The sequence below is a fragment of the Chryseobacterium sp. PvR013 genome, assembly GCF_017833095.1.
In the GTDB taxonomy this organism is placed as follows: Bacteria; Bacteroidota; Bacteroidia; order Flavobacteriales; family Weeksellaceae; genus Chryseobacterium; species Chryseobacterium culicis_A.
This window is the reverse complement of record NZ_JAFIBT010000001.1, coordinates 140498-153258: the sequence shown is the minus strand read 5'-3', so window position 1 is coordinate 153258 and position 12761 is coordinate 140498. Positions and strand designations below refer to the sequence as shown.

The following is a 12761-nucleotide window of genomic DNA, read 5'->3' as shown; positions in this document are numbered from 1 at the left end:
TGGGTTTATTTCTTAACCATATTTCTACGCAATCTGGTAAGGGTTTCGGGAGTAATACCAATATAAGAAGCAATCATATGCTGAGGAATCCGGTTAACGATGTGAGGATATTTTTCGAGGAAATTCTGGTATTTTTCTTCCGCTGTAAAACTAATATTAGCTAAAATCCTTCCCTGCGAAGCAATAAAGCTTTTCTGAATAATCTGATTAACCAATTGATCGAGCTGAGGAATTTCTACGCACAGCTTTTCAAAATCTGATTTTTCAATTAAAATCACTTCTGTAGGTTCGATAGCGTCAATGTTGAGACGTGAAGGATTTCCACTGTGAAGACTTTCACGATCTCCCGTCCAATAATTTTCCGGTGCAAAGCTGATGATATGTTCTGTTCCATTTTCAGCTATAGAAAAGGTTTTTACCAGTCCACGACAGATAAATGCGTTGTAATGCCAAATGTCTCCTTCCTGAGAAAGGAATTGTTTTTTACGAAGTTTTTTGGGTTTACATACGGATTCTATTAATTGTATTTCTTGGTTAGAAAGTTCTATTTTGTCGGTAAGGTATTTTAGAAAGATTTCGAACATTATTCATAGTTATAAAGCAAATTTAGAAATTTAAAATAATTCAGCTATTTAGATTTTGTAAATTTAATTTGCTAAAGTTTAGATTCATTAACAATTCAATACTTTTCTGTTAAGATAATCAGACTTGTGATACCAAATGAAAATCAATAGTACACATTTTGTTTAATTTAGCTCAAACGAAACCAATTATCTATAAAAGTGTTTGAAGATACGCTCACCCTGTTTGCAAAAAGCAAAATGGCACCCACTTTAGTTGGCGCCATTTATTTTATTTTTGATTCAACATATTGCGTAATTCCAATGAAACACAATCCAATTTTTTATGGTAAAATATCTACTGATTATATAGCCTAAGAATCTCCACCAATTCGGGTACGGATCGTATTTTCAACTTCTCAAACAACCTGTTTTTGTAAGTACTGATCGTTGATGAATGGAGATTCAGTTGATTTGAAATTTCTTTGAGGGGAAGACCTTCTGCAATCTTATTGGCAATTTGCAATTCGCGGTCTGATAATGCTTCAAAGGGAGAATTTTTTGTCACACCATTTAATGATTCTAAAAAAATTGCTTCTTTTATGTTGTCACTGACATATCGGCCCTTACTGAGCATCGCCGTTAAAGCCGTCTCAATGACTTCAGTGGAACTTAGCTTGCTGAGATAGCCACCAGCACCCATTTTTAGATAACGCATCCCATACAACTCTTCATCCTGTGAAGAAAATATGAGAACTTTTAATTCAGGTTGGTGAATTTTTATGTAATCTATTGCTTCCTGAACAGAACCATTAGGCATATTAACATCCATAATGGCCAGATCAAATTCTTCTTTCAGAATTAATTTGTACAGCGATTTATAATCTTCTACTTCTGAAATTATGGCATCGGGTATGAATCGTTTGATTGTTTGTATCAAACCCATCCGAACGATACCATGATCATCTGCTACAACAATGCGAGTGCTTGCTTTTAAACCCATTATTCTATAATTTTATGTAAAAAAAGAGAAACCGTAGTACCTTTATTTTCAGCGGAAGTAATTTGGATGTTTCCCTTCAGCAAGGATATAAAATTTTTTACAATTTTCAAACTTAATCCAACTCCTTTCTCGCCAGCAGTTCCCAGGAATATGGGACTACCATAATTGTAGATGGTAGATAAATACTTCTCCTCTATTCCTGTTCCGGAATCAATGACAGAAAGCACAACCTGATCACCTTCTGTAGTTGCCTGTAAATAAATATCTTGCCCCGCAAAGGAGTACTTTACTGCATTGTTAAAAATCTTGTCTAAAACATATTCGAGCAACAGGCGATCGCTTGTAAGAAATACATTGTGGTCTCCTTTAAAATAAAATTGAATGTTTTTTTCTTTTAATTTAGCCGCGTATTTTTCTTCTAAATAGTGAAAAAGATCCATCACCATGATTTTAACGGGTTTAATCTTAAAATCCCCATATTGTGTTTTTAGCCAGGCATTACTGTCCTGGATCGTTTGCAGATTCTTCTGGGCATCTCGTTTTACCTGTGGCAACAACTTAAAAAAATCTTCCTCACTTAAAGTCTTTTGCTCTAACTCTTCTATAAGCCATAGAAAAGTTCCAAACAGTTCTTTTGGGTCATGAGACAATATCGAGATCAGTCCGTTCTTGAAATTGATTTCGTTTTCCAGTCTTTCGATTTTTAATTGGAGTTCGTTGATAAAATCATTCATAAATTAAGTATCAAAGGTTTTAGAAGCTTTTTGAATTATTTTTTTGGAAAAAGGCAGAAAGAGTTATATTTTTTAATGCGAATAAAACATCCGGTTCAAGCCTTTCTCCAGGAACTGGCAAGTTATAAAAAATATCGTATTAGTAAAAAATCAAATGGGATTTACTTGAAATAGTAAATCCCATATTTTATCTTAATAAAATCCAGATTGCCCAAAAAGGCAAAGTTGAAATTCATGAAAAGCGCTGAATTGTTGAGAAAATCATCTTATGAACTCTTAATACCAGAAGAAGTTCCAAAGATGATGAAAGAAAAACAGAAAATGCCAATGTTGTTATTGTCATAGCAAAGATCAGGAGACTAACTCATAAAATTTAATTCAAACAGCTTCTGAATTTTTCTCATGCAGTTAATTTATCAATATTCTGATGATCCGGAAATTGATTATTGCTATTAAAGTGGTCCATAAGGAGAACCTGTTTCAGAAAGTACTGTTAAATTGCCGTAAAGCTATAATAAACATTAATAGAGTAAGTAGTATTTTCCTTCCCTACCAAACTTTGGGCACCCGCAGGTGGTATGGTGTATCTTACGTTCAATCCACGGTCCAAAACCGGAGCTCCGTTAAAGAGTATTTTCTGAGGAGTTTTGGATAAAGGAACATTTACAGCACTCCCATCTATGCCAATTTGTAAAATATTTGAATTGATGCTGGTCTGTAAACCACCTTTCTTAAAATAATTTTCGTCCGATTTTACATAGAGCTCAAAATTTTCATTATTGGACAACATAATTTGGTTGGGAATCATTTGTGACTGACCATCAGTGTAATGGGCAGCGGTATTAAAATTGAAGTTTACATTGCGCCCGGAACTCGGGATGGTGATCTCTGACAGAGGAAGCACCTTTAGCTGAACAGCCGTATTTTGCAAACTGTTAATTGAGTTATCTGTACTGCTTGCATTGAAGTTCAAATCAAACGTATAAGTTCCGGCTTCAAAAAAGAAGTTTTTAAAATCTTCCGCAGACACATAAAGCTGCGGAATGAAGTTGGTTCTGTTTCCTGCTACGACACTGAAATTAGCCGCGGAAAAATTCTGAAAATCGGAAGATAAAGCTTTGGTTGTGAGTGAAGATCCGTTACTACCCAATTTAATGCTTGCTATATTTCTGGTTCCCGGAACACCTTTAGAGGACGTGAACTGAATGTTTGTGGCAGCAGCTTTCGCCCAAAAATTAAAATCAACCGTATTTGCAATTTCTGTATTCCCCAAATCCCACACCTGCGTGCTTGTACTGCGGTAGTCATTCAAAGAAGAGATTTCTATGTATTTTGTTAAAGAGTTTGCAACCCATTTTATAGCTGAAGGAATGACTAAAATTGTTTTAAAATTACGTGGTGTGAAGTCATTATAATTCTGAGTGATATCCATGGAGTAATTCCCGGCCCGGAAGGCATTGGCACTAAATTGTGAGGCAGGAATTTTAAAGGTAAAATTGATATTTCCCCGGTTGAATCCTCCTCCAAGACTGATGGATGGCGGTTCAAACCATCTTACAGCGCTTGTACTGAACGACTGAAAACCTGGCAAATAACCTGAAAATCCAGTAGAAGGCATCTGTCCTCCCATACTTTCCAACTGCCACAGAAGCGTGGAACCGGGCAAAGTAAGTGAGGAAGAAGAGTGAGTAAAATTGGGCCCGGAAACAGAGGTAAATGTAGGAGCTGTTGGGAGTAATCCCAAAAAGGCATAATCCCAGTTGGTTCTGTTGGCGTTCGTCATTACCCTTGTAGGTACTGAAGTAAATTCGCTCCTGTTAAAAATAGTATTGTCAGGAACCGACAGGTACACATCCTGAGCTTTCATGACTGTAGCCCCACAGAACACAGTAAAAATTCCTATTAGAAAAGACCTCATCTTTTTCATACTTTTAAATTTAAAACTTTTTCACCTTAATGGTGGTGTCTTTCTTCTTATATTCAAAAACCACAGTTTTTGAGTACCCTTCTTTTGTCACCTGAATAGTTTGGGTAGGCTGCGTATAGCTGTATTTGTCATTTTCAATATAGAGGTTGTATTTCCCATCTTTCAAGAAAAACTCAAACTCATTTTTTTGGTTAACCACGGCAGTATAGATCATACCATCTTCACTTTTGGCATACACTACTATTCCGGTTACATCCGTTTCCAAAACATCGTAGGCTTGCCTGATCTCTGTTAATTTCCCACTTACCTTAATATTTTTTACCAAGCCTACTTTACGGTTAATATTGGCATGCACCATAATGACAGGATCCATCATCAATCGGGCACCCGCACTTTCATTCACTTTCAGTGTGTAAGTACCTTCAGGCACATTCTGAAAAACTACTTTTCCATTCTTATCCGTCATCGCTACATAATTGTCCAGTTTTACAATTTCATTAGCAAGTACCGATTCGCCGGATTCCAGAAGTCCATTGAAATTTTTATCTTCAAAGAACTGGAACGCCACTTTATGATTTCCGAGAGCTGTAGCTGTGGTAAAATATTTTTTAATCCCCACTCTGTACTGGTAATAACTTCCACTGCTTGCATATTCAGCCGTAGATTTATAACCGGAAAGATTAAAATACCCTGTGGTAGACCATGAAGACGAAATCTTATATTCCAGATTACCGGTGATATTGCTGTTTAAATTTTTATAAAGTTCCGAATAGAAAGCTCCGGCTGAAAAAGATCCAGTCAGATTATGACTAAACATCTGGAAATTATATGATGCGTATACATTGTAGTTGGCGAAATTACGGTTTACATCATAATAAGAGTTTAAATCAAAAACACTGGTTGCGTTCCATTGAGCTGTTCCGTTGAGAGAGAATGATTTATATCTGTAAGACAAAGTTGTCTTCAAACTGTTGAACCACTCTGGGTTATCATTCTCTTTTGAATAAGAATATTCCGCTGTCAGGTTCAATCCATGCGCACCTAATGTAGTGCTGATGTTGGCTTCCAAACGGTATGAAAAAAGTTCCTGCGATGTGTAAAAATTAGCTGTTTTTTGTTTTTCAACCTTTGGAGACAGTAAAAAATTCCACTTTCTTAAAGAAAACTGATACCCTAATCCCAACGCTTCTGTACTGTTGAAATAATAACGTAAATTAGAGGTATTCCCAGGTTGGTTTGATTCACTCTGGAAACTCAGGAACTCAGGTTCTACCTGCGAATTCTGATATTGTATAAAAGCACGCTGAGCAGCAGAAAATTGACGGCCAATCCTCTGATTTGAGAAAAAGGATCCCCGTTTGATTCCTGCATAACTTTTGGTAGCAAAGGAATTGAAAGATTGTATATCCCATTTCCCTATTTTCCCATCGTAATTGGCTCCCATGGAAGCTCCTGCGTTTTCATCTTTGTTCAAAAGACCTTTTTCGTGACTCAGGCCCACCTCCGTGCGGATGGTGTGTTTATCGTTAATTAACAATGCTGATACTGCGTTCGCTACCTGCGTATCTACGTTAAGGCGCGGATCATGGTCGAAAATATAGGACACTTTCCCATTGAAAGATTTAGCATTCCCAAAAGCATATTTTGCGCCCGCCATGGTAGATCCTTCTGTTTGTTGGAAATAAGTACCGTACAGATTATAATTATTTTCCAGGGCAAGAATTTCAATCTGATTATTTTCACCAAATTTGGTAGAGACCTTCCCTCCTCTTCCGAAAACCGGATAATCGTAATCGCTGCTATTAACATTTCCCAGGCGTAACACCGTATTTTTTCTCTCCAGTTCCAACCAGGTATCATACAGGTTATAACGGCCGTCTTCAAGATAGTAATCTGCCCCGATATTGAAGCGCGATTTCAAATTCTCAGTTACCCGAAATGCTGTGTTTCCCCTCAATTGAAGAAAATTAAGACGTGAACTGTTTTCATTATAGCTCATTTCCGCAAAATTACTTCCGCTCGCCGCTTCGTTTCCACGGGCAATTTGTCTGTTGTGCGATAAAACAACTAAGTAGAGGGTATTGCTTCCCACAATTTTATTATCAAGCAGGTCTGTGACGATTGCATTAATATTAAATTCCGGATAAAGCGTATTCTGTTTTCTGACCACAATTTTGATCTCAACCGTTTGTTTTTCCAAACCTTCCAGAGATACAGTTTGTTGTTTTGGCAAAATTTCCAAGCCGTCAGGAATAGATTGCAGATCAATTTTAACGGTTCGTTTACTATACCCTTGGTTTTCTACAGTCAGCAGAATTGAAGATTGCGGCAAAGCAGGGTTAATGAAATTTTCGTAGGTGGCCGTATAGATGGCGATGTTTTTGTTCTCACCTTTAGCAACAAAGAACGCGGCACTTTCAGTTTTGGTGGCCGTTCGAGTGGTATACGAAACCTTAAATTGAATTTCATTGGATCTCAGTTTCATAAAATCTACGTTGGCGATCAGTTTCACAGGAAGATTTTTAGACTGCCCCGCACCTAAGATAAAGTCATTTTTGGGATAAAAAAGCAATCCCGGATAGTTTTCCTGAGGCATGATATTCTGAATGATAATGTCTTCAGAACTTTTATTCTCAATGACCAGGAAATTAGTAAAAGTAGAACCTTTCTCAACAGCTACACTGTCATTTTCAAAATGGATTTGTATATCCTTCTTTTCCTGTGCAAAGGCCCACGAGAAGTTCAGAAGAACAAATACAAAAAATAAGATTGTTCTTCTTAAGACCGATAACGATATTCCATTCTGTGGTTTCAAAGCTTAATTTTAAAATTTAAAGTTTTTTTCGCCTACGCGTAAATCATTGGATTCTGCCATTTTGATAATAACCACGCCAAGGAAGTTCCCTGAAATGTTCTCTGGTAAAGAAAACTGAACAACCTGATGAGTATCCGGAAGCATGGAAATGGAAATTGCAGGTAATTTTATTTCCTTACCACTGTCTGTGTTAGTGAGTTCAAAAGCAACGGTGGCATCATTGATGGTGTTTCCATCATTATGGATGCTTACTGCAACTTTTCTATTCCCTGCATTCTCATTACTCGCTTCTGAAATATTGGTAATATCCAAACTTTTCACATGGTTTCCCGGTGGAGTATAAAAAATGTGAAGTCCCACTTCAAATAAGGTGATAATACCTATTCCATTCTGAACACGTGCCTTATCTGCCTGCTGAGGAAGTTGGGTAAAAAATAACATGCTGTTCGTAACGGCAGATTGTGATGCGTTTGCCGGAATCTGCATGGTTACTACAATCTCCTTTGTACTTTTCGCAGGAACTGTTACAGCATTTTCTAAGGTGGACACCCAGGAAGCATTGGAAGTTTTTGAACTGCCTGCTTCAAGATAAACCTTATTTCCGTCTTCTTCTCTAGCCCAATCTTTATAGTTGAGATTAAAAACATAATCCTTATCCGAGCTGTTTTGAAGCGTGACTGTCTTTGTTACTTTTTCTCCCGGATTACCTGTGAAAAACAAGCGTGTGGGCGACATAGAGATACTTTGTGCCAGAAGCGAAGAAGATCCCGTAACGATTAAGAAAATGAAAAGGTGAATAAACTTGTGCATGGTGTAAATAGTTTAATTATAAAGATTCCCAAAACTACTGAAAACATAGCAAAATGAACCTTTACAAACTAAAAATTTTATTATAAAGCAGTTGCAGTATAAGTTACTGTTTGCGTATACGTTCCGGCTGGCTTCCCTAAAATATCAGAAGATGATGATTTCGCTGCTGGAATAGTGTAGTCCAGATTCAGTGTTAAGGCACTTCCTAATGGGGCATTTGTAACTAAATTCTGATCCGTTGCAGATAAAACTACAGCATTTTTCGTTCCGCCCATTGTTCCAGCAGCAGTAGCTGCTTTAATTGTCAAAACATTTACAGGGATTAAGTTGGTTCCATTCATGAAATTAGCACCTCCTGCTTTTACTTTAACATTAAAGTTCTTCGTGGAAGTAACCTTTAAAGAGTTAGCTTTAGTAATGGTCTGATCAGAGTTATAGTCTGCTGCAGTAACATAGTTAAAATCTACTGTATTACCAATGGCAGTACTTCCTGCGTCGATAGAGATGACATCGTTCAAAGTAATGTTTACAGTTGTCGTTGCTGTTGTATTTTGAGCTTGAACATTCCTAGTTCCTAATATAATAGCTCCAAAAGTTAAGGCTGTGATTACGATTTGTTTTTTCATGATAGTAATATTTTATTGTTATTTTTTATTTAATTATTCTCTTTTGTATACTGCAAATCTACAGCGGTGATAAAAGTTTCTTTGTAGTGGAAGAAGGAAGTTTGTGTAGTAAAATCACTACAGAGTTACTCATTAGGTTTAAATAAAAAACCCTCAACACTTTCCAGGTATTGAGGGCATATATATTGATGTGTTTTTTTTATTATAAAATTGATGTGTTTTTTTTATTATAAAGCAGTCGCTGTATAAGTTACTGTTTGTGTATAAGTTCCGGCTGGCTTCCCTAAAATATCAGAAGATGATGATTTTGCTGCTGGAATAGTGTAGTCCAGATTCAGTGTTAAGGCACTTCCTAATGGGGCATTTGTAACTAAATTCTGATCCGTTGCAGATAACACTACAGCATTTTTTGTTCCGCCCATTGTTCCGGCAGTAGTAGCTGCTTTGATTGTCAAAACATTTACAGGGATTAAGTTGGTTCCATTCATGAAATTAGCACCTCCTGCTTTTACTTTAACATTAAAGTTCTTTGTGGAAGTAACCTTTAAAGAGTTAGCTTTAGTAATTGTCTGATCAGAGTTATAGTCTGCTGCAGTAACGTAGTTAAAGTCAACTGTATTACCAATGGCAGTACTTCCTGCGTCGATAGAGATCACATCGTTCAAAGTAATGTTTACAGTTGTCGTTGCTGTTGTATTTTGAGCTTGAACATTGCTAGTTCCTAATATAATAGCTCCAAAAGTTAAGGCTGTGATTACGATTTGTTTTTTCATGATGATAATATTTTATTGTTATTTTTTATTTAATTGTTATCTTTTGTATACTGCAAATCTACAGCGGTGATAAAAGTTTCTTTGTAGTGGAAGAAGGAAGTTCATGTAGTAAAATCACTACAGAGTTACTCATTAGTTTAAATAAAAAACCCTCAACACTTTCCAGGTATTGAGGGCATATATATTGATGTGTTTTTTTTATTATGAAAATTGATGTGTTTTTTTATTATAAAGCAGTCGCTGTATAAGTTACTGTTTGCGTATAAGTTCCGGCCGGTTTACCTAAAATATCAGAAGATGATGATTTCGCTGCTGGAATGGTGTAATCCAGATTCAGTGTTAATGCACTTCCAAGAGGAGCGTTGGCTACTAAAGTTTGATCCGCTGCAGATAAAACTACGGCATTTTTTGTTCCACCCATTGTTCCGGCAGCCGTAGCTGCTTTAATTGTCAAAACATTTACAGGGATTAAGTTGGTTCCATTCATGAAATTAGCACCTCCTGCTTTTACTTTAACATTAAAGTTCTTTGTAGAAGTAACTTTTAAAGAGTTAGCTTTAGTAATAGTCTGATCAGAGTTATAGTCTGCTGCAGTAACGTAGTTAAAATCTACTGTATTACCAATGGCAGTACTTCCTGCGTCGATAGAGATAACATCGTTCAAAGTAATGTTTACAGTTGTCGTTGCTGTAGTATTTTGAGCTTGAACATTATTAGTTCCAAATATGATTGCTCCAAAAGTTAAGGCTGTGATTACGATTTGTTTTTTCATGATGGTAATATTTTATTGTTATTTTTTATTTAATTGTTATCTTTTGTATACTGCAAATCTACAGCGGTGATAAAAGTTTCTTTGTAGTGGAAAAAGGAAGTTCGTGTAGTAAAATCACTACAGGGTTACTCATTGGGTTTAAATAAAAAACCCTCAACACTTAGAAAGTGTTGAGGGCGTATATTAATTGTTATTTCTATTATAAAGCTGTCGTAATATAAATTCCCGGATTTTGAATTTTATCTATATGGGTACAATAGATACAAAATCAAAGGCCTCCTGAGGAAGCCTTCGAAACACCAAATCACAAAATATTAATATGAAAAATTTAATTTATAAAGCTGTTGCAGTATAAGTTACTGTTTGCGTATACGTTCCAGCCGGTTTACCTAAAATATCAGAAGAAGATGATTTTGCCGCTGGAATGGTGTAATCCAAATTCAGTGTTAAGGCACTTCCAAGAGGAGCATTGGCTACTAAAGTTTGATCCGCTGCAGATAAAACTACGACATTTTTTGTTCCGCCCATTGTTCCGGCAGCCGTAGCTGCTTTGATTGTTAAAACATTTACAGGGATTAAGTTCGTTCCATTCATAAAATTAGGACCTCCTGCTTTTACTTTAACATTAAAGTTCTTCGTGGAAGTAACTTTCAAAGAGTTAGCTTTAGTAATGGTCTGATCAGAGTTGTAGTCTGCTGCAGTAACGTAATTAAAATCTACCGTATTACCAATTGCTGTACTTCCTGCATCGATAGAAATTACATCGTTCAAAGTAATGTTTACAGTTGTCGTTGCAGTTGTATTTTGAGCTTGAACATTGTTAGTTCCTAATATCATTGCTCCAAAAGTTAAGGCTGTGATTACTATTTGTTTTGTCATGGCAGTATTATTTTATTGTTATTTTTTATTTAATTATTCTCTTTTGTATACTGCAAATCTACAGCGGTGATAAAAGTTTCTTTGTAGTGGAAAAAGGAAGTTCATGTAGTAAAATCACTACAGGGTTTATTCATATGATCAATAAAAAAGCCCTCAATACTTTTGTAGTATTGAGGGCTTTTCCATTTAAGAATTGGTATTTACTTACAATGCAGTGGCAGTATAAGTTATTTTTTGTGTGTAGGTTCCCTGTGGTTTTCCCAGCAGGACCTTAGAGGCATTTTCTGCCGAAATAGAGTATGCAATATTTAAAGACTGTTTAGTTCCTAAACTTGCATTACTCACCAGCACCTGATCAGTTGTAGATAAAGTGACCTCATTCAGGGTTCCCACCAAACTTCCGCCCGGTATTGCTTTTACCTGTAATACATTTACAGGAATTACGTTGGCACCACTTACAAAGTGGGCGCCTTCAGATTTTACTTTTACATCAAAATTTTTAGAGGAAATAATGACTAAACTGTTGGGAACGGTCACATTTTTTGATGAATTATAGTCTTTAGTGCTCCCATAATTAAAATCTACAGTACCTTCTGAAGCAACAGAGCCAACGTCCATTGCAATAACGTCCGATAAAATAATATTTACTGATGTACTCACCTGCTCTGAATTTTGTGCCCTAACCTGGTTGGTTCCTAAGGCAATTGCTCCCAGAGACAGCGCAATGATAAAGATTTGCTTTTTCATGATTAATAAATTTAGTGAGGTGTAATACTATTGTCATTCAGAATTCAAAATTCAGAACTATTTATAAATTTAATAACATTATCTGACATTACCAAAGACTTTTTCATCATTGATTGAGTATTACCACCATACAGTTCACAGATACTCAATCTGATAGCATTAATTCTTATTACAATTATAGAGCTCCAATGGGGCAAATGTAGATTTGTCGCTGAAATCATGGAATTAGTGTAAGTACTGTAAGAATAATGAATCTAGTTAACAGTATTGTGATGCCTAAGGAATTTTCCCCGATGAAATTACCAACTCTTTGCAGCAAATTCTATTTTTTGCCTTTAAGCACGATCTCTTATATCACATACTTAGTTATTAAGAAGTATAACTTTTCTTATTTTATGCCTTAATTCTTGACTAAAGTTTTTATTATTTTGAGTTGTAGTCAAAAGCTGTATAATATTACTGTTTAAACATTCCATTTTAATAATAAAATATAAACATAAATTTAACCAGTAACCTTGATCGTGATCAATAATATCTTTCAAGATGAGTTCTAGAGGAAAAATATCAGAAAGTAATATATTATCTTTATTAATTAACATTTTTAACTGTTGACTCACCGTTTCTATATTTTCAAAAATTATATAAAAAGGATGACCATAGAAATTATTCATAGTAATATTTGTGGTTTTACCTTCGTAAACTATTTTCCAACAATTACCACAAAAATAACAATCATAATTAATCTTTGATATATATATTATTCTTATCTCCATATTGCATGATTAACTTTTAGACCTGTTTTCTGATTTCATTCCATCTATGTCCAGAATTTTCATCTGTAATTATTGTGTTTCCTTGTCTTCGATGCAAACATTCCTATTGTTAGCTGCTAGATACCATTGTAAAATTTCTCTTTCAAAATCTATATTATAATTAAATCCCGAACTATTAAAAATACTCCATAAAAATGAACTTTGCAATTCTTTTTTAATTTGACTCAAACGAACCCAATCATCTGTTTGAAGATATGCTCGTCAATGTCACAAAAAGGCGCCACTTTAATACAAGTAGCGCCTCTTTTTTATTTTACTTTGATAAGAAATTAGTTTATTATA

The 12761-nt window shown here is 35.5% G+C and carries 12 protein-coding genes; all 12 read right to left on the bottom strand.

Annotated features, from left to right (window positions below):
• Positions 1-5 precede the first annotated feature (5 nt).
• Positions 6-584, bottom strand: coding sequence for a Crp/Fnr family transcriptional regulator (locus JOE44_RS00640; protein ID WP_209783888.1), 579 nt, complete (start codon positions 582-584; stop codon positions 6-8).
• 334 nt (positions 585-918) lie between these two features.
• Positions 919-1563, bottom strand: coding sequence for a response regulator transcription factor (locus tag JOE44_RS00635; RefSeq protein WP_209783887.1), 645 nt, complete (start codon positions 1561-1563; stop codon positions 919-921).
• Positions 1563-2297 carry a HAMP domain-containing sensor histidine kinase gene (locus tag JOE44_RS00630; protein WP_209783886.1) on the bottom strand — a complete coding sequence of 245 codons (735 nt, stop codon included), beginning with the start codon at positions 2295-2297 and terminating at the stop codon, positions 1563-1565. Before JOE44_RS00630 ends, JOE44_RS00635 begins: the two co-directional genes overlap by 1 nt.
• Positions 2298-2790: 493 nt before the next feature.
• Positions 2791-4224 (bottom strand): hypothetical protein, encoded by a 1434-nt coding sequence (locus tag JOE44_RS00625; RefSeq protein WP_209783885.1) that lies wholly within the window; start codon positions 4222-4224, stop codon positions 2791-2793.
• A gap of 10 nt (positions 4225-4234) precedes the next feature.
• Positions 4235-7039: a hypothetical protein gene (locus JOE44_RS00620; protein ID WP_245169667.1), complete on the bottom strand. Its 2805-nt coding sequence runs from the start codon at positions 7037-7039 to the stop codon at positions 4235-4237.
• A 9-nt stretch (positions 7040-7048) separates the two neighbouring features.
• Positions 7049-7849, bottom strand: a complete 801-nt coding sequence (locus JOE44_RS00615; RefSeq protein WP_245169666.1) for an Fn3-like domain-containing protein — start codon at positions 7847-7849, stop codon at positions 7049-7051.
• A gap of 80 nt (positions 7850-7929) precedes the next feature.
• Entirely contained in the window at positions 7930-8475 is a 546-nt protein-coding gene (locus tag JOE44_RS00610) for a peptidoglycan-binding protein LysM (RefSeq protein ID WP_209783884.1), read from the bottom strand.
• A 227-nt stretch (positions 8476-8702) separates the two neighbouring features.
• Positions 8703-9248, bottom strand: a complete 546-nt coding sequence (locus JOE44_RS00605; RefSeq protein ID WP_209783883.1) for a peptidoglycan-binding protein LysM — start codon at positions 9246-9248, stop codon at positions 8703-8705.
• Positions 9249-9474: 226 nt separating this feature from the next.
• Complete coding sequence (locus JOE44_RS00600) at positions 9475-10020, bottom strand: peptidoglycan-binding protein LysM (protein WP_209783882.1); 546 nt, start codon at positions 10018-10020, stop codon at positions 9475-9477.
• Positions 10021-10353: 333 nt separating this feature from the next.
• Positions 10354-10899, bottom strand: a complete 546-nt coding sequence (locus JOE44_RS00595) for a peptidoglycan-binding protein LysM (RefSeq protein WP_209783881.1) — start codon at positions 10897-10899, stop codon at positions 10354-10356.
• 204 nt (positions 10900-11103) lie between these two features.
• Positions 11104-11646: a peptidoglycan-binding protein LysM gene (locus JOE44_RS00590; protein ID WP_209783880.1), complete on the bottom strand. Its 543-nt coding sequence runs from the start codon at positions 11644-11646 to the stop codon at positions 11104-11106.
• 362 nt (positions 11647-12008) lie between these two features.
• Complete coding sequence (locus JOE44_RS00585) at positions 12009-12419, bottom strand: hypothetical protein (protein ID WP_209783879.1); 411 nt, start codon at positions 12417-12419, stop codon at positions 12009-12011.
• Positions 12420-12761 lie beyond the last annotated feature (342 nt).